Source organism: Lacibacter sediminis (genome assembly GCF_014168535.1).
Lineage (GTDB): Bacteria > Bacteroidota > Bacteroidia > Chitinophagales > Chitinophagaceae > Lacibacter > Lacibacter sediminis.
The window spans coordinates 3,253,519-3,274,565 of record NZ_CP060007.1; the positions used below are offsets into that span (position 1 = coordinate 3,253,519).

General features: G+C 39.7%; 22 protein-coding genes. 10 read left to right on the forward strand and 12 right to left on the reverse strand.

The genetic code is table 11. The features are described 5' to 3' along the window. The first annotated feature begins 234 nt into the window (after positions 1 to 234). Positions 235 to 840 carry a hypothetical protein gene (locus H4075_RS13850; protein ID WP_182801427.1) on the forward strand — a complete coding sequence of 202 codons (606 nt, stop codon included), beginning with the start codon at positions 235 to 237 and terminating at the stop codon, positions 838 to 840. Positions 841 to 918: 78 nt separating this feature from the next. On the opposite strand, the gene H4075_RS13855 is transcribed toward H4075_RS13850, so the two are convergent. From H4075_RS13855 to H4075_RS13865, 3 genes are all read right to left on the reverse strand, one after another. Further along, positions 919 to 1,425 carry a fasciclin domain-containing protein gene (locus H4075_RS13855; protein ID WP_182801428.1) on the reverse strand — a complete coding sequence of 169 codons (507 nt, stop codon included), beginning with the start codon at positions 1,423 to 1,425 and terminating at the stop codon, positions 919 to 921. Positions 1,426 to 1,573: 148 nt separating this feature from the next. Then, the gene (locus tag H4075_RS13860; RefSeq protein WP_182801429.1) at positions 1,574 to 2,848 is read right to left on the reverse strand and encodes an aminotransferase class V-fold PLP-dependent enzyme; all 1,275 of its coding nucleotides are present in this window, start codon (positions 2,846 to 2,848) and stop codon (positions 1,574 to 1,576) included. A gap of 40 nt (positions 2,849 to 2,888) precedes the next feature. Next, the gene (locus H4075_RS13865; RefSeq protein ID WP_220494764.1) at positions 2,889 to 3,605 is read right to left on the reverse strand and encodes an SDR family oxidoreductase; all 717 of its coding nucleotides are present in this window, start codon (positions 3,603 to 3,605) and stop codon (positions 2,889 to 2,891) included. 126 nt (positions 3,606 to 3,731) lie between these two features. Between H4075_RS13865 and H4075_RS13870 the strand changes: the two genes are divergently transcribed. The 3 genes from H4075_RS13870 (at position 3,732) to H4075_RS13880 (ending at position 6,477) form a co-directional block, all read left to right on the forward strand. Next, on the forward strand, positions 3,732 to 4,976 hold the full coding sequence (locus H4075_RS13870) for a PQQ-dependent sugar dehydrogenase (RefSeq protein ID WP_182801430.1): 1,245 nt from the start codon (positions 3,732 to 3,734) through the stop codon (positions 4,974 to 4,976). A 176-nt stretch (positions 4,977 to 5,152) separates the two neighbouring features. Beyond that, positions 5,153 to 5,686 carry a DsrE family protein gene (locus H4075_RS13875; protein ID WP_182801431.1) on the forward strand — a complete coding sequence of 178 codons (534 nt, stop codon included), beginning with the start codon at positions 5,153 to 5,155 and terminating at the stop codon, positions 5,684 to 5,686. A gap of 62 nt (positions 5,687 to 5,748) precedes the next feature. Beyond that, the gene (locus tag H4075_RS13880; RefSeq protein WP_182806686.1) at positions 5,749 to 6,477 is read left to right on the forward strand and encodes an EcsC family protein; all 729 of its coding nucleotides are present in this window, start codon (positions 5,749 to 5,751) and stop codon (positions 6,475 to 6,477) included. 9 nt (positions 6,478 to 6,486) lie between these two features. Here the strand turns inward: H4075_RS13880 and H4075_RS13885 are convergent, their stop codons facing one another. The 3 genes from H4075_RS13885 to H4075_RS13895 all read right to left on the reverse strand — a co-directional run bounded on the left by H4075_RS13885 (position 6,487) and on the right by H4075_RS13895 (position 9,050). Beyond that, positions 6,487 to 7,863, reverse strand: a complete 1,377-nt coding sequence (locus tag H4075_RS13885) for a DUF418 domain-containing protein (RefSeq protein WP_182801432.1) — start codon at positions 7,861 to 7,863, stop codon at positions 6,487 to 6,489. Positions 7,864 to 8,038: 175 nt separating this feature from the next. Then, positions 8,039 to 8,392, reverse strand: coding sequence for a VOC family protein (locus H4075_RS13890; RefSeq protein ID WP_182801433.1), 354 nt, complete (start codon positions 8,390 to 8,392; stop codon positions 8,039 to 8,041). Positions 8,393 to 8,558: 166 nt separating this feature from the next. Continuing rightward, a complete protein-coding gene (locus H4075_RS13895; RefSeq protein WP_182801434.1) occupies positions 8,559 to 9,050 on the reverse strand; it encodes a DinB family protein in 492 nt (163 codons plus the stop codon). Between the two features lie 157 nt (positions 9,051 to 9,207). Here H4075_RS13895 and H4075_RS13900 point away from each other — a divergent pair, with 157 nt between their 5' ends. Next, positions 9,208 to 10,659 (forward strand): DUF418 domain-containing protein, encoded by a 1,452-nt coding sequence (locus tag H4075_RS13900; RefSeq protein ID WP_182801435.1) that lies wholly within the window; start codon positions 9,208 to 9,210, stop codon positions 10,657 to 10,659. Positions 10,660 to 10,699: 40 nt separating this feature from the next. Beyond that, positions 10,700 to 12,022, forward strand: coding sequence for a DUF418 domain-containing protein (locus H4075_RS13905; RefSeq protein ID WP_182801436.1), 1,323 nt, complete (start codon positions 10,700 to 10,702; stop codon positions 12,020 to 12,022). Positions 12,023 to 12,095: 73 nt separating this feature from the next. On the opposite strand, the gene H4075_RS13910 is transcribed toward H4075_RS13905, so the two are convergent. Further along, complete coding sequence (locus H4075_RS13910; RefSeq protein WP_182801437.1) at positions 12,096 to 12,281, reverse strand: hypothetical protein; 186 nt, start codon at positions 12,279 to 12,281, stop codon at positions 12,096 to 12,098. A 102-nt stretch (positions 12,282 to 12,383) separates the two neighbouring features. Beyond that, positions 12,384 to 13,190, reverse strand: a complete 807-nt coding sequence (locus tag H4075_RS13915) for a M48 family metallopeptidase (protein ID WP_182801438.1) — start codon at positions 13,188 to 13,190, stop codon at positions 12,384 to 12,386. Positions 13,191 to 13,491: 301 nt separating this feature from the next. Between H4075_RS13915 and H4075_RS13920 the strand changes: the two genes are divergently transcribed. From H4075_RS13920 to H4075_RS13930, 3 genes are all read left to right on the forward strand, one after another. Beyond that, positions 13,492 to 13,812 carry a carboxypeptidase regulatory-like domain-containing protein gene (locus tag H4075_RS13920; protein ID WP_182801439.1) on the forward strand — a complete coding sequence of 107 codons (321 nt, stop codon included), beginning with the start codon at positions 13,492 to 13,494 and terminating at the stop codon, positions 13,810 to 13,812. A 79-nt stretch (positions 13,813 to 13,891) separates the two neighbouring features. After that, positions 13,892 to 14,746 carry a L,D-transpeptidase gene (locus H4075_RS13925; protein ID WP_182801440.1) on the forward strand — a complete coding sequence of 285 codons (855 nt, stop codon included), beginning with the start codon at positions 13,892 to 13,894 and terminating at the stop codon, positions 14,744 to 14,746. Positions 14,747 to 15,243: 497 nt separating this feature from the next. Continuing rightward, positions 15,244 to 16,122, forward strand: coding sequence for a lytic transglycosylase domain-containing protein (locus H4075_RS13930; protein WP_182801441.1), 879 nt, complete (start codon positions 15,244 to 15,246; stop codon positions 16,120 to 16,122). A gap of 142 nt (positions 16,123 to 16,264) precedes the next feature. On the opposite strand, the gene H4075_RS13935 is transcribed toward H4075_RS13930, so the two are convergent. Together H4075_RS13935 and H4075_RS13940 are read right to left on the reverse strand one after the other, a co-directional pair. Further along, positions 16,265 to 16,945 carry a GNAT family N-acetyltransferase gene (locus H4075_RS13935; protein WP_182801442.1) on the reverse strand — a complete coding sequence of 227 codons (681 nt, stop codon included), beginning with the start codon at positions 16,943 to 16,945 and terminating at the stop codon, positions 16,265 to 16,267. Between the two features lie 64 nt (positions 16,946 to 17,009). Beyond that, the gene (locus H4075_RS13940) at positions 17,010 to 17,993 is read right to left on the reverse strand and encodes a hypothetical protein (RefSeq protein ID WP_182801443.1); all 984 of its coding nucleotides are present in this window, start codon (positions 17,991 to 17,993) and stop codon (positions 17,010 to 17,012) included. 237 nt (positions 17,994 to 18,230) lie between these two features. Between H4075_RS13940 and H4075_RS13945 the strand changes: the two genes are divergently transcribed. Next, positions 18,231 to 18,677 (forward strand): peptidylprolyl isomerase, encoded by a 447-nt coding sequence (locus H4075_RS13945; RefSeq protein WP_182801444.1) that lies wholly within the window; start codon positions 18,231 to 18,233, stop codon positions 18,675 to 18,677. Between the two features lie 90 nt (positions 18,678 to 18,767). Here the strand turns inward: H4075_RS13945 and H4075_RS13950 are convergent, their stop codons facing one another. Both H4075_RS13950 and H4075_RS13955 read right to left on the reverse strand, forming a co-directional pair. Next, positions 18,768 to 19,733 carry a Gfo/Idh/MocA family protein gene (locus tag H4075_RS13950; protein WP_182801445.1) on the reverse strand — a complete coding sequence of 322 codons (966 nt, stop codon included), beginning with the start codon at positions 19,731 to 19,733 and terminating at the stop codon, positions 18,768 to 18,770. 46 nt (positions 19,734 to 19,779) lie between these two features. Beyond that, complete coding sequence (locus tag H4075_RS13955; protein WP_182801446.1) at positions 19,780 to 20,877, reverse strand: SGNH/GDSL hydrolase family protein; 1,098 nt, start codon at positions 20,875 to 20,877, stop codon at positions 19,780 to 19,782. Positions 20,878 to 21,047: the final 170 nt, after the last annotated feature.

A 21,047-nucleotide genomic window follows, 5' to 3' on the forward strand; every position in this document is an offset into this window, starting at 1 on the left:
GTATTATCAAAAAATATGGTAACAACATTTCTGGAAACACCTGTCTTTATTTTTTCCGACACAATTTAAGATCGACCCTTCTTTTGTTTTGTTTACACAAACGAATGTGAATTCATTTTTTGTTTGCGTAAAGTAAAGCATGGCGGAGCTATGCCCTGAAAAACCAATATTCATCCTATCCTTCACATGAAGCGATCACCTATTTTCTATAACCAAAAAACAAAGGAGTATAACATGAAACAGATCTTTCACAAACAACAGCACAAAGCCCTTCCTAACCCATTCCTCTTTATGATTTTACTGCTGGCAATATTTTCAGCAGGCAGTTGCAGTAAAGAAGCCAGTATCAAATCTGACCCCTTACAAAAGGAATTATCGATGAGTAAAACAAGCATGCTTATTCCCGGCGCCATGCTTACCAATTACAGTGGATTAAATGCTACTACCTTATGGGAACTGCAGCAGGCACGTGCCGCAACAGCAAAATACAGGGATATTAAAAATGCAGTAAAGGACGGATATGTTGACATTGATGTAGTGCGACAAAACATGGGTTATCATTTTTTAAAAATGGATAATCTTGATGCAACGTTTGATTTCAGAAAACCGGAAATACTGGTGTATAACAAAATGGAGAATGGCAGTATGCAACTGGTAGCAGTTGAATATGCAGTACCTATTCCTCTTTCACCAAACAATGCACCTGCCGGTTTTACAGGAGCTAATGATGTATGGAAATATGATACTGATTTTAACCTCTGGCTTTTACATGCCTGGGTTTGGTATCACAATCCTGAAGGTGTTTTCAATCCAACTAATTCATTGGTGCATTTACATTAAGCTGCAACGAAAATCAAAATGATTGCAACAAAAACAGGTCGGTTAAAACCGACCTGTTTTTATACATGAACGATGTAATTATTTAGGAAGAACTACTCCGTCAATTACATGCACAATACCATTGCCTGCTTTAAGATCAGTAGCTACAACAGTTGCTGTGCCACCATTCTCATCAGTTAAAATTACTTTACCATCAACAAGTGATGCGGTTAACTTACCACCGCTTACTGTGGTTAAAACAGCTTTGCCCTTTCCTTCTGTAATTGCTTTTACAACTCCCGCAGCATCAATATTACCTGCCACTACATGGTAGGTCAATACCTTTGTTAATGTTGCTTTGTTTTCAGGCTTTAATAATGTTGCTACTGTGCCTGCAGGTAATTTGTCGAACGCAGCATTTACAGGTGCAAATACAGTGAACGGACCAGCGCTTTGTAAAGTAGCAACCAGATCAGCGGCTTTAACTGCGGCAACTAATGTGGTATGCTTTTCAGAACCAACAGCAATATCAACTACTGTTTTTTGTGCAGATACAACTGAAGTGAATGCAATCGCAATTGCAGACAACATGAGAAACTTTTTCATAATGATGTGTGTTTTTATGGCGATTATTACACGATCAAACAAAAAAGGTTTACGACAAGCTTGATTTTATTTTGATTTAACAAACCTGTCTAAGGATGTTTCTGAAAAGCGAATAAAGATGTAAACAAAATTATTGAGCAATCAATTCTCAGGAAGCTGCGCAGGCTTTTACCGCAATTATAAACTGCCTTACTTCATCTGCTGAATTATACACTGACGGTGTAACACGCACACAACCATCTTTTCCTAATGTGCGGGCCACTGTAAATATCTTATGTTGCTTAAATAAATAATCAGCTACTTCTGCTGCTGTTTTATTTTTTATGCGGAAAGAAGCAATACCGCAGGAGAACTCAGCGGGCACAGCTACTTCAACGTTCGGATGTTCTTTCAACTCGTTTACCCACAAACTTTTGAGATAATGCAGTCTTGCTGAAATTCGTTCAATACCCAACTGCTGTTGAAATACAAGACTGGTTGGAATGGTCATGTTCACTGCAAAAGGAGTTGTACCAAAATGAGCCAGCTTATTGATACTTGTTTCTGCTGCACTTGTATCACCAAACAACGCTTTCAGTTCCTTTATGCGTTCCTTTTTCACATAAAGAATTCCTGCACCAACAGGATTACCGATCCATTTGTGCAGGTTCATTCCCACAAAATCTGAATTCAATTCTTTCAAGCTGAATTTTATTTGTCCTAATGCATGTGCTGAATCGGTCATTACATCCACTCCCCTTTCTTTAGCCATTGCTGCAATTTTTGCAACCGGCACAATCAAGCCATTGATATTTGAAACATGCGTGAGCAGGATCACTCTTGTTTTATCGGTGATCAATTTACGATAGATCTCTACGATCTCGTCTTCACTTTTGGGCAACAACGGCATTTCAAATTCTTTGACGCTGATCTCTCCTCTTTTCTCCAGCATACGAAATGTTTCGATCATACTGAAATAATCGAGTTGATTCAGGATCACTTCATCACCCTGTTTAAACGGATAACCCTGTATAGCAATATTTAATGCTTCCGTTGCATTACGAGTAATGATGATCTCTTCATCCGCAACACCTAAGAAAGCAGCTACTTCTTTCTTTGCAGCAGCAGCAATAGCAGGATAATCTTTTCGTGCAAACCTTGCCGCCTGTGCATTGGCCTTTACAATATTCTTTTTAAATACTTCTAACACGGGCTTTGGCTGAATGCCATAGAATCCATTTTCAAGATTGATATAGTCTCCATCCAGTTCATAATATTTCTTAGCGATCTTCTTCCAGAATTTTTCATCTGTGGCAGCACCTTCAGCAGTAAAATCATTTTCATCAATTGATGTATTGGTATTTGCCAAAGCAATGGATGGTATACCTGCAATCACCAACCCGCTGCCCAGTTGTTTCAAAAAATCTTTCCTGTTCTGTTCCATAAAATAATCGCTTTAAAAAATCAAATACTATTCAGCTTTATTACTTGCCCGGCGGCATACTTGGCCGTACTTCAATTTTACTGGGCAAGGTACGTGGGTTCATTTGCAGAATATTTATAACCAATTCGCCAATATCTTCTGGCTGTATCTTCCACGCATCTGCATCATTAGGCACATGATTATTAAAATAAGTAGCAACAGAGCCGGGCATAATGGTAGTTACTTTAATTCCATATTTACGCAAGTCAAGCATCACAGCCTGTGTAAATCCAACCAATCCGAATTTACTTGCATTGTATGCTGATGCGTTTTCAAAAAAGTTGGTACCTGCAAGACTTGCAATGGTAATGATATATCCTTTTGTTTGTTTCAATGGATCGATACCTGCCTTCACTGTATTAAATACACCGGTTAAATTTGTGTCGATCGTTTCTTTCCATAGCTGCTCCGTTAAATCTTCAATCGATGCAAAATGACCAACACCTGCATTTGCAACAACCACATCCAATTTGCCAAAGTGAGCAATCACGGCTTCCACTGCTTTTTTCTCCGATGCCAGTGAACTTACATCTGATTCCAGTGCCAATACTTTTGAAGGATCTGTACTCAACGCTTCAGCAGCTTTTACTGCCGATTGTAAAGAACGTCCCGTAATGGCAACCTTCATTCCTTTCTCCAATAACGATTTGGCAATGCCATAACCAATACCTTTTGTTCCGCCAGTTATGTAGGCTACTTTCCCGTCTATCATATTCATGCTTGCTTAGTTTAGTTTTGCTTTGAAATTACGAAATAATAACTCCACAAAATGGCAATGGAAATTGATTCATCTGTCTTACTGTGAGTTTCTTTACTTTTACCACTCAATTAAAATTATTTACGCATGAAGGCGAAACTATTTTTTTATACTTCTGTATTCCTACTCACCGGTTACACAGCCGCCTGTACGGATAAGAAAACAACGGGGTCAAATGAAACCGGTGCTGACACAATGCAGTTGCCACCAGTAGAAACGAAAGCTGCAAACACAAATTATAAACCTGCCTTCGCCGGACAAACAAGAATTGGCGGAGTTAAAACAACCACAGCTTATAAAGTAGAAAAACTTGCTGATAAAATAGGACGTCCCTGGGCCATTACGCCAATGCCCGACGGACGTTTACTGATCACCGATAAAAGAGGTGGCTTTTTGCAGATCTTCGATGCGAATGGTGTGCTGGTAAAAAAGATTGAAGGTTTGCCGGCGGTTGATGCAGGTGGACAAGGTGGTTTGCTTGATGTGGCACTTGATCCATCATTCAGCAGCAATAACATGATCTACTGGTCGTATTCAGAAAAATATGATGTTGGTAATTTAACAGCAGTTGCAAAAGGTAAGTTAAACGAAGCAGCAGGAACGGTTGAAAACGTCACCGTTATCTTTCGTGCAACACCCGCACTGGCTGGCTCTACTTATCACTATGGTTCACGCATTGTGTTTGATAAAGACGGAACCATGTTTGTAAGTTCTGGCGAACGCTCTAATCTCGATGGAAGAGTGCAGGCGCAAAAATTATCTTCAGGACTTGGAAAAGTATTTAAAATTACCACTGATGGTAAACCGGCACCGGGCAATCCATTTATTAACCAGCCTGGCGTGATGCCCGAAATTTATGCGTATGGAAACCGTAATGTACAGAGTCTCGACATTCACCCGGTTACAGGTGAATTATGGGAAGCAGAGTTTGGCCCTCGTGGTGGTGACGAATTAAACATTATTAAACCGGGAAAGAATTATGGCTGGCCAATCATTACGTATGGCATTGAATATGGTGGCGATAAAATTGGTGATGCTATACAACAGAAAGAAGGCATGGAACAACCTGTTTATTACTGGGATCCCGTTCTTTCTCCAGGCGGTATGGCCTTCTATAAAAGCAAAACAATACCTGAATGGGAAAACAATCTTTTTATTGGCGGATTGAGCAGTTCACATATTGTGCGACTTGTTATTAAGGATAATAAAGTTGTGGGCGAAGAACGTTTACTGGCAGATAAAGGTGAACGCTTTCGTGATGTGGCCTATTTCAATGGTATGCTGTATGCCGTAACAGATGCGGGAAGTATTTACAGAATCAGTAAACAATAATGTTTCCAGATTTTTTTAAAAAGTCCCCGGCAAAATGCCGGGGATTTTTTATTGAACAAACCGAGTTAAAGCATGTAAATATCTTTTTACAACCGGTTACTCCATAAAGAAAACAAACCGTCTGTATGGTTTAGTCCTTCCCTCTCCTTTTGTTTGTTTACTTTAATAGAAAAAAAATGAAACCTTATCTGCTCAACATTCTCTGCATCTTTTCAACGATAATGGCATGTGCACAAAACAAAGTAAACCCCGTTATCAGATCTTACGGAACTGTTTTTGAAATACCTACGGCCGATCACAAACCCGATCCTTCGTTGGAGTATAAGATCATTGTAGAACTTACAGAGAATACGCCCAAGACCGACTCATTGAATATTTATCTTGAAGCCATTGCCACCCTTATCAACTTACATGCGGCCGAAGGCGTACCTCAAAAGAATATTAAACTGGTTGTGGTGCTTCGTAAAGGAGCAACCTACGCAGTGTTTGGTGATGAATTGTATAAGAAATACTTCAAAGTAGAAAATCCCAACAGACAACTCATTAAAGAATTAACTGATGCAGGTGTAGAGTTTTATGTGTGCGGCCAAACCATGATCAAACGAAATACAAAAGAAGAAGAGTTGATGCAGAGCACAAAAATTGCAAGTTCAGGATTAACAGCTATCAGCACATATCAACTGAAAGGTTATACCATGATCAAATTCTGATGCAGTTGCAATTTTAAAACGGATCTGCAATTGCAACTTACAGCCATTATCTTTAATGATTGATGACAACCAATGACAAAACATACGAACGAACAGCGCAATCAGAAATGCAGACATGGCAGCGGCAAATGTTGCGTAAACCTTCATTACTGAACAGCCTGTCGAAACGGATGCAAACAAAGATCAACACGTGGATACCTGAAAAAATCCATATCGCCATAACAGCAACGATAAAGCAATTGATCAAGGGTGTGCTCTTTGGCGCAAAACATACAACTTCTGAACCTTTATTAAACGTAAGCCTGCAGGAAAGAGAAATTGCTGTCGAAAAGAAAATTGACAACTATAAAAAAACTGCGGCCGTAGAAGGTGGCATTGCCGGTGCCGGAGGAATTCTTTTAGGGTTAGCTGACTTTCCTGTTTTGATTGGCATCAAACTGAAATTATTATTTGATATAGCCAGCTTATATGGGTTTGATGTAAATGATTATAAAGAACGGGTATACCTGTTACATATTTTTGAACTTGCTTTTTCAAGTCACGCACACCGCAAAACGGTGTACTTAAAAATGACTGATTGGGAAACAAAGAAACAACTACTGCCAGATGACATCAACCAATTCGACTGGCGCAACTTTCAACAGGAATACAGAGACTATATTGATCTTGCAAAAATGGCGCAGCTCATTCCATTAATTGGCGCTCCCGTTGGGTTGATCGTTAACTACCGCTTACTCAAAAAACTTGGAACAACTGCAATGAATGCTTATCGCATGCGGTTATTACAATAATCAACAGCATTATTTATTCATAATTCTTACCAACGAGAGTTTTCCAATTAACCATTTTGGGAAATTCAGTTTGATCTGTTTGTAAGTGAGCGAACGCCATAACCATTCCAACGGACCGAATTTGAAATGTTTGAGCCAAAACGGACTGTAGATCAACTGCAGCACCCATATTACTCCTACTACATAAAACAATTGATAAATTTCCAGTTGATCATAATAACCAAGTCCATATCCAAAGAAGAAGAAAGAACAAAGTATGGTTTGAACAATATAGTTTGTGAGCGCCATTTGTCCTGCTGCCTGTAACCGTTTACACAAGGCCGTTAGATAACCTGATTTGATCAACAGTATGATGGCTGCACAATGTGCCATTACCATAAAGATGCGCTGCAACGGGTACAATAAACTTTTCCAGGGAACAGGATTTTGCTCCATCTGTTGAATGATTGCCGCTGCAGAAGAAGTATAATGAGCGTTATACCACAATTCATAAACTGCTACGGGAAGAGCAACAACATAGCCTATCAACATCGTTAAACGGTATTGCCGGCTGCTCCATTTTCCGGTTAAGAAGCCCCACTTCAACAAAGCTATTCCCAATAACATCAATGCAATATTATCGCCCAGTTCAACCAACAAATAAGTTGTTTCAGCTTTGAAAGCTTTAGGTCGAACCTCAGATGCTACCACTTCATAGGTTCCTCTCATCCTCTCAACACTTGCCTGTGCACCAGCTTCATCGGGCAGCATTGTTTTTTCCGCTTCCTTCCAATCCGCAATTGACTGCTGCTGCAAAGCTGTTAACTGTTGCCCTGCCTGTTGCACTTTATCAGCTTCGTTAAAAGCAAGACGTTTATCCCGCATATCACGGTAAAAAAAAGTACCCATCACAAACCAGATGACTGTAACTAACGGTATAGCCATCAGCATATAACCTGGCTTCATCTTACGTAACAGAAATACAATCATGCCAAACAACCCATAGAAAAAAAGAACATCACCATTCCATAAAAGCAAATGTGCGTGTGCAAGACCAAACACGATCAACCAGGCCAAACGCAGATACAACAGCCTTGTAACACGTTTAGGATCGATCGTATCCTTGTTCATGCTGAATAAAAGTATACCTGCACCAAAAAGCATACAGAACAAAGCCCGCATCTTTCCCTCAAAAAAAATATACATAGCGGCATAGGTAAAAAAGTTGCTGCTGGTTTTATCTGTAAATAATTTATTCCCGAAATCACCTCCAGTTGAGATGCCAAATCCGCCAATATTCACTACAAGAATTCCTAATACGGCAATGCCTCTTAATACATCAATAAATACAATACGGTTATTACGGCTTAACGGGGCCGCTGCTAAAGAAGAAGATCGAAACTCCATGGGTTGGTTGGTTGAATGTGGAGGCAGCGGGTGCAGGTACGTTTTTTATGAGGCTATACCGTAAATATATTTCTTATACCTGCATGAAGTTGCAGCAGAAGCAAGTTGCTGCGTGAAATAAGGAATAACACTTAGTGGGTGTTTATTAAATGCGATTAAATAAGACGAAGTTTGTTTATTGCTGTACGAAATGCCAGCATACTCCTGCAAGATCAATGATGTTCACTTCTCTTCCATAAGGTTGATCGGATACTTCTCCAATGCGAATGCCATATTTCTGCGGTAATTGTTTTTCCAACACCTCAGCACGAAAGGCATCTGCATTTTCAACACCAACACTCAGCATAAAATTTTCAGCGAATGCTTTATTATCGTATTTCTGTAGAATAAAGCGGAAGCCATTATTTTCAAACCCGGTATAATCGCCCATATCCCAAGTGAGGTTAAACCCAAGCTCAGTAAAAAAAGCTTTTGATTCTGCAAACGTGCTGCCCGAAGGAACAAATGGCTGGAGAGAAAGAAATTTCATACAACGATGTTTGTCTAAAGATAATATTTTACAGACTGACGATTTAGAACCGTGCCGACCAATGTTAACAACCAGCAGACTAAGTGAAGTTTTGTAAAAGGGAGAATTAAGTAAAAGAAACAGCCCGTACAAATTGCACGGGCTGATAAACTTTGAACCAAGATTTTTATTTCAATAACAACATTTGCCCAAGGTGATTGGCCATGTGACCCGTGCGGTTCATCAATACATTTAATTTGTTGCGATGCGGTTCATTGGCAAAATCTTCTGCCGATACAGCCGTATGCCGCTCGAGCCATTCATCAACATCTGTTGTTTCAAAAATGGTTGCGAGTTTTGCATTCACTGCCTGCAGTTTTTCTTTCAGCTCACTTACAGTTGGCATAGCAAACCCCGACTTGTCAGGATTCTTAATGAACACTTCTTCCAGCTCTGGATATAAGCGATCACTAAAACCCAGCAGTGGTAATAAAGCATCACTTACTGCAATCAAATGCCCCAACAGGTAAACACCGGTATTGCGTCCCGGAGCTATTTCTTTTTTCAGTTGCTCATCTGTTAACGCCTCAAGCAATTTATTGAGTTGTTTGTTTTGTGATTCCCATGCGCTGATCGCCATTTTCACCAGCAGGTTCAATTGTGTAGTTGTATTTTCCATTCTTCATTATTTGAACAGCAAATCTACGTTGCTTTACCACAATACCGGTATGCTGTTTAATCCCCACTCTTCAAGAATCAAAAGAAACTGCTTGCATTTTCCAAATCTAATTTCTAAGTTTATCTATTCCCTCATTTCAACCAACCAAAATCTGCGTATGTCGAACAATTTTGTTGACATGGAACAGGACAGTTCTGTTCCTTCTCCAGTTAGCACCAATCCCATTCCAGAAAGGCTGTTTTCGCTCGATGTAATAAGAGGCATCGCCTTGCTGGGTATTTTACTCATCAGCATCTGGGAGTTTGGCGGTTTCAGCACCAACGAACAAAACCGGTTACGCTTACTGGGTAAAGGTTTCGATTTTAATTTATTTGCCTCTGCCCTGCTGCTGTTCGAAGGTAAAATGCGTGCTTTGTTTTCTTTGGTATTTGGTGCAGGTATAATCCTTTATATGCAAAAACCAAATCAACCTGGTTTACCTTCTACCCAGGAACTATATATCCGCCGGCAAATGTGGTTGATGGCATTTGGTGTGATCAATGCCTTCCTTTTGTTATGGCCCGGTGATATTCTTTTTCAATATGGAGTGATGGGTATTTTATTATTCCCTTTCTTCAGAATGAGTAAAAAAGGTTTATTGATCGCTGCAATTATTGTAACACTCATTTACTGCGGAAAAATGTATTGGTTTTATGCAGATGACCATAAAGCCTATAAAAAATTCAAAGCCATAGAACTGATCGAACAAAAAAATAAAAAGGACAGTGCTGCACAGCATATAAAAGACAGCTTGTCCGGTATGTCAAAAGCAGATCTGGCAAAAAGTGATTCGCTCTTTAAAGAAAAAACAAAACTGAACAGAATACAGGAAGGCGATAAATCACGTTGGGAAGGATTGGTAAAGGGTTTGAAATACGATTCAACAAAAGCTCCGGAGAAAGGCGAAAAAACTGCTATGTGGGGCAACTATAAAAAAGTGTGGCAACATCTTTACCAACGTGCACAAGGAAAAGAAGCAGCATGGCTTTACAGGATCGGCATATGGGATATTGGTTCAATGATGTTATTGGGAATGGCTTTACTCGGCTTTGGTTTTTTCAGCAACCGGTTTTCAACAGGCACTTATGTATTGCTTGCAATTGCGGGTATTGCTCTTGGAATCTTTTTAGGCTGGCTGCGGCTCGATCTGCAACACAGCAAGCATGTTGACTATATAAAATACCTCAGCAAGAAACCTATCTCTCCTATGCAATTCTTTCCCATTGAAAGATTATCACTTGCATTAGGTTATGCAAGTTTGATCATGTTGTTGCTACGAATGAAATTGTTGCAATGGTTGTGGCAGGCATTTGCAGCAACAGGCCGGCTTGCATTCAGCAATTATTTTATGCAAACAATTATCTGCACACTTTTCTTTTATGGATATGGGTTTGGATACTTTGGCAGATTAACACAAGCTCAACTTTACTTTTTTGTTGTAGAAATATGGATCGTACAAATGGTGTTCTCCGTTTTCTGGTTAAGGTTTTATCAATACGGGCCCGTGGAATGGCTATGGCGATGTCTTGTATATCGCAAACGTTTTTCAAATAAAAAGGAAAACGCATAGTACAGCCGAACCATTTTTGTAACAACTCAAACTCTACTTCATGCAAACATATTCAACCGACAATCACTTGAAACCGGTTCAGCAGGCGGAGCGTATCAAAACAGTGGATATGATCCGTGGCTTTGCCTTACTGGGTATTTTACTCATGAACATTCCCGGCTTTGGTATTAACTGGGACGCATGGCACAGGATCATGACCGGTCCTGAAAACACAAAAGACTATTATACGTTCGCAGCGATTGCTACTTTTTTTGAAGGCACCATGCGTGGACTTTTTTCCATGCTCTTTGGTGCAGGTATGATCTTATTTACACTCAATAAAAAGGATACAGCTACAGGTCCAACAGTTACAGAATATTATTACAGAAGACTATTGTGGCTGGTTTTATTCGGAGTGTTCAATGCATTTGTTTTGCTTTGGTTTGGCGATATTCTCTTTTACTATGGCATGTGTGGTATGATGCTCTATGCATTCCGCAACACAAATCCTAAATGGCTATTGGTATTGGGTTTTGTTTGCATGGGTGTTACGATGCTGAAACAACAATTAAACTGGAATGAAACTACAGAGAAGCGGAAAGCTTATAACGAAGCGATAGCAGTTAGTAAAACGGGTAAACAGTTAAGTGCTGAACAGCAAGCTGCAAAAGATGAATGGCTTGAAATGGAGAAAAGAAGAAAGCCCGATACTACAATTACCAATCGTAACCTGCGAACAATGCAATCGGGTTATATTACCATTTATCAATACTGGATCCCAAAAAATGCAGATGGTGAAACATGGGGTCTATATCACCAATGGTTCTGGGATGGTTTAACCATGATGTTTATTGGCATGGCATTGTTTGGATGGGGATTCTTCAGCAACAAACTTTCTACATCAACCTATGGTATGTGGCTGCTTGTTGGTTATGGAATTGGAATACCCATCAGTTGGTTCGTTTTCAGAGGAAGTCTTGAGGATGCACGGAACATTGGATTGTATGCTGATCGTTACTATGTAAACCACACACTGTTGTACGATGTAAGAAGAATATTGTTATCCCTTGGACATGCAAGTTTGTTGATGGTTATTTTCAGAAGTAATATTGTGCCCTGGCTTATGCGGGCATTGGCAAATGTGGGTCAACTTGCATTTACCAATTACCTGATGCAATCGATCATTTGTACATGGTTCTTTTATGGCTATGGTTTCGGATGGTATAACAAATTAGCATTTTACGAACTCTATTACGTTGTATTTGCTGTTTGGATCTTCCAGCTTATATTCTCTTCGATCTGGTTAAAGTATTTCCGGTTTGGACCGTTTGAATGGCTATGGCGTTCATTAACGTACTGGCAAATGCAACCAATGAAGAGATGATGAACGAAGAGTATTCCGGCAATAACCTGTTCGTTAAAAAATAACAATAGTAAAGCGACTGAAAAAAGATTCACTATTTTTTCAGTCGCTTTACTGCTTCAACAAATTCCCAGATCGTGTCTGTGGTTTTGTCTATCAGTTCAGGTTCCAGGTATTCATAAATATCAATAACTTTTCCCGCATGTGCTTCTGCAAGTGCATCCAGCAATTGAGGCATTGTCATTTCTTTTAAGCGGGCAATAATATATGCTTGTTCCATTTTTAAAAGTAAAAGAAACCACGCACAAAAAGAACGCCCCTTAACCGGCTACTGCCTGGTTAAGGGACGACGAAATTTGAGTTTCATGGTTTTCAGCGATAATTATCGCTTCAAGGGTTTATAATATTTCAATGCTTCGGGCATATGTCGTTGAAGATTGGCAATCCTGGTTTCATCAGACGGATGACTGCTTAAAAACTCAGGAGGCTTTGTTCCGCCAGCTGCTGCCATTCGTTGCCATAAAGCAATTGCTTCCTGCGGATTGTAACCTGCCATTGCTGAAAAATAAAGTCCGTACTGATCGGCTTCATTTTCATCCTTTCTGGAAAAAGGTAACATAACTCCCACTGTAGTTCCCACACCATACGCTGTCATAAACATATTTTGTGTTTCAGCCGGTTTATTGGCAAGAGCAATTTGCAATGCTGCTCCACCCAGTTGTTGCAACAAACCCTGGCTCATACGTTGGCTGCCATGCTGTGCAACAGCATGTGCAATTTCATGACCTATCACCACTGCTAATGCAGCCTCATTTTGTGTGATGGGTAACAATCCGGTATACACAACTACTTTACCACCGGGCATACACCAGGCGTTTGCATCTTTGTTATCAATTAAATTAAATTCCCACTTATAACCATCCAATACGGTAGTGAGCCCTTTCGCATCATAGAACTTTTGTATGGCTGATGCAATACGTGTTCCAATACGTCGAACCATTTCGGCATCCTTGTTTACACTAGCATTGACAACTTTATTCTCACTTAAAAAAGTATTGTATTGTTGCTGAGCCATTGACTGTAACTCAGTTTCAGACACAAGGCTCAACTGTTTGCGCCCGGTAACCATGTTTTGGGTACATCCTATGAACAGGATTGCCACCATGAAAGAAGTAAAAAGATTTTTCATTCTGCTATAATTATTTTTTACAGTACTATTCGATTCTCAAACCTGTTTACAGAAATAAATGTTTTGTTACTGAATCAACAGAATACTGCGTTTGCAAAGATTGCGCTGTGCCTTCGGTTAAATGTTATACAATTCAGTGGATTCGTTGTATCATTCACATGTTTGGTGGTTTTTTATACAATTCAGCGCCATAACAACATCTGTATCAAAACGATCTCACCTCATTTATCAACATCTTTTCTAATGGCATGATGCTTGTTTAATCTATGAAGTCAGTCTTATAACCTTAAACTCCTATACAATGAAAGCAAACTATTTCGATTTTGCAGCCATGCTGCTCTCCGTTTTGTTATTATCAGCATTTGTTTTTCAAAATGGCGGCACCATAAAAGGAAGTGTAATACCTGTAGAAAATGCATTCAGAGCCTTCGCTATTCTTGAAAAGGATACCATCAAAAGCAATATCGTTGGAGGCAATTTTGTGCTCACTGATCTGAAACCGGGGACTTATCAACTCATCATTGAAGCGATTCCGCCATACCAGCACAAGTTCCTTACAGGCATCGCTGTAAAACAAGGCGAATCCACAAACGTCGGGGAAATTCAACTGTTGTTGAAATAAGAATGTAGCATTTAGTATTTTTTTGTGGCATAACCTTTGCCAAGCAGGAGTATACACTCAAATCACAACGGCAATGAACATGCGTTACTCCCATATTGTATTTATCCTGCTTACCGCATTTGCCTTTATGCAATGCGAACAACCGGTTGAACAAAAAAAAATCGCAAAGAAAAAAAGATCGTGGATAAAACCTGCCAGCCTGAGCTACCATGTTGAAAAACCGAATGAATGGTTACAAAAAAACGCAACAGCTCCACAAAAGAAAATTGTATTGGCAGTAAACCGAACAGACAGCAGTTTTTTAAAAAGAATGGATTCGATACTTGTGCCTGATGATCTCAGCGGCGATCTTGAATTATATCTCCCTTTTCCAACAAGTGTATCTTATTTAAGTAATATTGAAAAAATTATTTTCTTCTCTTATCCTACCCAAACATTTGGAGCGTATGAGTATGGAGAGCTTATATATGCAGGCCCGACAAATATGGGACGTAAAGCAGATCCTACTCCAACAGGTTTGTATTACACCAACTGGAAAGCAGAAAAAACAACCAGCACATTTAATGATGAGTGGGATCTCTTATGGAATTTCAATATTGAAAATAAACTGGGCGTAGGTTTTCATCAATATGAGTTGCCCGGTTATCCTGCATCGCATTCCTGTTTGCGGTTGTTAGAGAGTGATGCAAAGTTGTTGTATGAATGGGCCGATCAATGGGTACTTGACAAGAAAGAAGAACTTCTTGCAAAAGGAACACCTGTCATTGTATTTGGCAGCTATCCTTTTGATGGAGTAAAACCATGGTTGCAATTAATCAGTGACCCGCATTCATTGGATGTAACAGAAACAACAATACAACAGATAACGACTCCGTTTATAAATGACATTTTGAAACAACAGGAAAAGAGAATGAAAGTTGTTGTAAGTAAATGATCATGTTTTATCGATACGAGATTATTTAAACTGAACTTTTCTGAATCAATAAACATAATGTAGCTTAAAAATATATTCTTGTGTAAATTTTTCTCTTCAATATATTTTTCGTGATTAGTAAAATAATTATCGGTTGTATCGTTGCACAAAAAACACAAACACAATGTATTATCTCTTTCAAAAGAATAATGATCACGCATGTTTACGCATAATCGTAAATCTCCCTGACATTATTGCTGTGGAAAACTTAGCACAGTGTTTGTCAGTGCATTAAGCTGTCAGCGTAGTTTTACGTACCCGGTTTATTATGATTCGCCGAAAATGCATTCTACTTTTGTTCTCGCATCGCTTACAATGATGCATGCAGTTACAACCGTACTTTAAATAAACCGTAACCCGATCACTGTTTTGTAACTGCAGTTCTCTCCAATACTTTATAGAAAAACTGTTTTTAGAAATCCATTTCCCATGAGCATTTCTTTACTAAAAACAGTACAATGAAAACGACTCTATGGAAACAGGTTGGTTTGTCAATTATCTTATTACCTGTGTGTAATAGGATGTATGCAAAATCACCACAACAGCCACATGAATCTTTATTATCACATTTGTATGTAACAAATGCTGTATTGCATGATTCATTAATCGCTAAAACAACTGCAGCAAAGAATTTGATCATCCCAACTGTTCAGTTGCAATCTTCCGTTCGTGGTTTTGTTGATCAGTATCTTGATGAACATGCTGAGATGCTGGAGAATATTAAAGAAAGAAACAGCAGCACATTTAAAACCATACAGAAGATACTCGTGAAACGTGGTATCCCTGCTGAATTGATCTATCTCGCAGTGGTAGAATCGAAATTAAAAAACAGTGCCACTTCCGGTGTGGGTGCTGCGGGTGTTTGGCAACTGATGCCTGTTACAGCAAGACATCTTGGTTTACGTGTGGAAGGAAAAACAGATGAACGCAGATATCTATATAAGAGTTCTGCCGCCGCTGCTGACTACCTCGTTGAATTATACAAACAGTTTGATGATTGGTTATTGGTTGTAGCTGCTTACAATTGCGGATCAGGCAATGTGTACAAAGCCATCAAACAATCAGGCAGTCGTGAGTTCTGGAAACTGCAACGCTACCTCCCTTCTGAAACCAGGAACCATGTAAAACGCTTTATTGCCACTCACTTTTATTACGAAGGTGAAGGCAGCCTTGCCACTCTTACTAAAACTGAACGTAACATCTATCTCGCTTCTTTAATTGAAGCTGAAGAAGAAACTAATGAAACAGATAGTACTCCTGCAAAAACTAATCAACGTTTTAATTGGGTATCAATTACACAGCACGAAGGTGAAATGAACTTCCTTCTCAGGAAATAAAAAACCTGGAAACAATTCTATACTTAAAGAGCAGTTGTGGTTACTCAACTGCTCTTTTTTTGTTTGTTCGGCCAGGCATTTACACCTCAACCAAACTGCTGTTCTATAATCTGTTGAACGAGTATGGCATATTTATAATTACTCACAACCTCTTCATAAAATAAAAATTCATCGGTCTTGAAACCTTAAAACCCAACCGTTCATAAACAGCAATAGCCCGGTCATTATCATCACGCACATGTAAGAACGGGTGTTGACCATGGTTGAGAATGATCTGCAGTTGATGCTGCATTAAAGCTGAAGCATAACCTTTACCCAAATGATCGGGATGTGTACAAACTGCACTGAGTTCTGTATAATTCTCTGCATGCAGACGCTGGCCTGTCATGGCGACTAATTTCCCTTTATCAAAAATTCCGTGGTAATAACCAAAGTCGATGGTTCTCTTTCCAAACGGACCGGGTTTTGTAAGCTTCACCAGTTCGATCATTTCATCAACATGTTCATCTGCTAACGAAACAATGTTGGAAAAATCACCTTCAATATTTTTGCTGCCTTCATACACAAATTGCAATCCTTTTATTTCGTGCTGTAGTTGCCAGCCTTGCGGTATTACAGCAGGTATTGGTTTTGCATACAAAACTCTGCGACCTTCTGGCAGTAATTCATACAAATCAGCAAAACCATTTGCGTCATCATGTGCAAAGCCAACATAAGGCGACACTTCTTCGTTAAAATATTTTATACGTTCCGTGCCGAAAGCAAGATGGCTGTCACCGGTGCGCAAAGCACTATAAACGGGATTTTCTAATACATGATTCACCCTGCAAAAATACCTGTTTTGAAAACCAGTTTTGCTCCCACAATGTGGGGATGTATTTTTGCATTTATTGTTGCTCTTTACTTGTTTTAGGCTGTTCTTTTGGTGTGGGTTGTTTTGTTTTCGGTGCGTCTTTTTGTATGCGGATGATCTTACGAATGATTTCTGCTACTGGTGCGCCTATTCCCAGGCGTTGTGCATTGGAGTTGGCAGGGGTAGCCATCCTGTTTACCGGATCGAATAACAAATAATTTCCATCCTGCATACCTGTTGAATCTAATGTGCCAGCAGGAACATATACCTGTATTTTAACCTGCTGGTAACCGTTAGGGAAATAACGGAGGTAATATCCTCCATCCTGTTTATACCACTGTTCTTTTTTGTAGTCGACCTTATGAACAACTGATTTTTCACGCAGCACAGCCACCCGTTCAAATGCTTCGTATGTATTGGCACCCGTTTCAAACATTTGTCTCATGTTGATATGAGCACCCGTAAATTTCGTTTCAGGCAATGCCTTTGCAACTGTTTTAACCACTCCCATTACACCACCTTTCAATTCAAATATCTGTTTACGTGTCAGCAACTCCTGTGCTGTTAATTGCACCGGCCATGAAAGTTTATTGTAATCAGAACCGCTTACAACCGACCATAACAAGAGTTGAATATTTTTCTGATTGAGATGAGGCTTTGTTAATGAATTACGCAAAGCTGTTTCTACGATCTCTTTTCGGTGGGTTTGCAAGGGAGTTTGCAGATATGCATCCTTGTCTGTAGGGTCAGGTGTGCCGGGCTGCAGACAATAACTTTTGTAATTGGCTTCATAGTATCCTTCAGCTAATACGATCTGCCCTTCTTCTGTTTGTTGCAAATCTGTTAATGGTAGTGGTTGAACCCCAACAAGCATTGTATCTATAAACAATAATGTTGATGTTGCAGGTTTTACAACCTGTACTTGGTTACGATTGCTGCTGAGATGATCTTGTGAAACTGTGGCGCAGGCTGTTATGAAAAGAAGCACCCACACATGTTTGAGTAGAGTTTTTGGCATACGGTACGTTTTAAATGAGGTTGATGTCAGAATGGCTTCCGGATCAACTGTAAATGCTGCTACAAAATAGAAAACGCTTTTTTGATTTGAAAGTTGTGCGTGGCAAAACATTGTTAAGATTGGGAAGAACGCTCCAAAAAAGCAACAAAACCATTTGCAACAAAACAGAAAAATGACCGGCGCAGGAATTACTATTGACAGCTAAATGCTACTTTCGCAGTCTTAAAAAAAAATACGATGAGCGAAATAAAATTAACAACCGGCGAAATACATACAGCCAAAGGCATCATGAAATTTGAATTGTATGATGACGATGCCCCCATTGCTGCGGCAAATTTTAAAAAATTAGTAAGCGAAGGATTTTACAACGGATTAAAATTCCACCGTGTGATCCCCAACTTCATGATCCAGGGCGGATGTCCTGATGGTACCGGTGCAGGTGGCCCCGGCTATACCATTAATTGCGAATTAACAGGCCATAAGCAAATACACGACCGTGGAGTAATGTCGATGGCGCATCGTGGAAGAAATACAGGTGGCAGCCAGTTTTTCATTTGTCATAACCGCAACGGTGTAAAGCATCTCGACGGTGTGCATACCTGCTTTGGACGTATTACCGAAGGAGTAGAAATTGTGGATGAAATACGTGGGGGCGATGTAATGCTGAAAGTTATACTGACGTAACAATATACTTCTTACATATTCAAAAAGTCTCCGGCATTGCGTAGGAGACTTTTTTGTTTGCAGATTATATAATCAATTGTTTTTGAAAATCTATTTTGTGATCTGTCCTATCCATCGCATGATCTCTGCCCCTTCTTCAGCAGAGCAAGGATTAGCACTATGGCCTGAAAAATAGCTCACCACTTCAGCGATCATAGGTTGCTGTACGTGTGGCAATGGAGAGAAATTGAATTGCGTGATTTCTCCGATGATCTTTTGCTCAATCGTATGTCCACTAAAAAAACTAAAACGTATCGAACCTTTACTGCCAATGATCTCACATACATCATTTGGTTCTGCAGCGGCAAAACACCAACTGCCATTAAAGACAATACCATTATTGAACTGAATAGTACCGGTTACAAGATCAGGTGCATTGTAATAAGCCCCCTGATTTGTTGCAAGACCTGTAACAACTTTTGCGCTGCCGAATAAATAATAAAGAATATCTAACTGATGCGGAGCAAGATCATGAAAGAGCCCGCCACCGGAGATAGCAGGGTCAAAACGCCATAAATATTTTTCATCACTGAGCTGCGCAGCAGTCGGTGGTTGTTGATCGAATTGTAAGCGAACCAATCGTACTTCACCAATTATATTTCCTTCAAGCAGTTCTTTCAACTTTTGAAACAAAGGCCAACGTCTGCGGTAATGTGCAACCGTCAATTTTACATTGGCAACATGGGCTGCCTTTGCCAAGTTTTGTGCGGCCGCATAATTTACCGTCATTGGTTTTTCTACATACACGGGCTTGCCTGCTTTGATAGCTGCGAGTGCATATGCTTCGTGTGATGATGGCGGTGTGGCAATATAAATGGCATTCACTTCATCATCATGAATAAGCTCTTCTGCATCGGCGTACCAACGTGGCACGCCATGTCGCCTTGCATAGTCTTCTGCTTTAGCTGCATTTCGACGCATCACTGCTACCAGTTTTGAGCCGGGCACTTTGTTGAATGCCGGACCGCTTTTGATTTCGGTTACATCGCCGCAACCAATAATGCCCCAGTTGATCATGTGCTGTTCGCTTATATTAGAAACGGAAAGTTATTGCTTTCATTTCTTATTTTTGTTGTTGAACCAATGAAAGGTAAGGAGCTAAAGATGTGTACACCGTATCTGCAAATGCCTGTGCACCTTCCTTACGAAAATGCATCAGATCATAATACATCTGCCTGCTTTTAGGAAAAGAAGAGGCAGCATCAATAACAAAACATTGTTCTTCATTTGCAGTTTCAATTGTAATGCGGTTATAAGCTTGTAACAGTTCCCAAAATTCATTTCCTTTCATGCTGGCCGTAACCTGAATATGAGCCATGTTCTTACCGGTTACACTGTCAACCGCATTTCCTGTAATACAAGGTTGTGTTATAAACACGGGATTGATCTCATTTTTACGGCAGAGCTCAATGAGCGAGAGAAGCCGCTTTTTATATGTTGCTTTTAAACTGCCATCGCCCCCTTGTAAGTTGAAGTTTAGTTTTTTCATGTTCGCATCGCTCATGGCGGTTTTACCATCAATGATAGCAGAAATGCTGTTATGCGTTAGACTTTTATCTCTTGCTTTTTTTGTACGATACAGATTCAACAGCGTACTCCACAACTCACTATACTCAGCAGCACGTACAAACAAAGGAGCTTTGTTGATGGATACAAGATTATCGAATCCGTTTATATCAACACGATTGATATCGTTAATGCCTAACATAAAGATGATCATCTTTGGTTTAAAGCGCAACAGATGTTGCTGCAATAATAAAATATGCCCGTACGAAGATGCGCCATCAATTCCTGCATTATTGATCCACAAGTTTGGGTTCTGTGGTTGTAATTTCTTCAACAATATATTCGGCCAATCTTCTCCATCACTCAACAGTAAACATTCTGTTGAACTTCCCCCCACTACAAAAATGGAATAACGGTTTGCAAAATCTTTCCCCATATCAGGACCACGAAAGCCTAATTGATTTTTTGTGTGTATGATCACTGAATCAAGTCCATCACTTGCGTTGGTTGAAATTTTATATTTCTGATTAACCGGAAGCTGCACCGTATTTCCCTTCACCCGAAAATGAAATGGATTATAGATTCGCAACACAATTTCAGCCAGTAAAATTGTGCTGATGAAGAGAAATAAAACATAACCTGCCTTTTTTTTCATCCGCTTCATATTTGCAGAGATACAAAAAATACAGTTGTAATTGCACAATCAAATTCTGATTATAAGGATGACAAGTTGTGATTCGGGCTGATCAATTTATAATGTTTGTTTTGATGATCGATGGGGTTGTCATCCTGTGGATACAAGGGATCTGCCGGGATCACATTCAA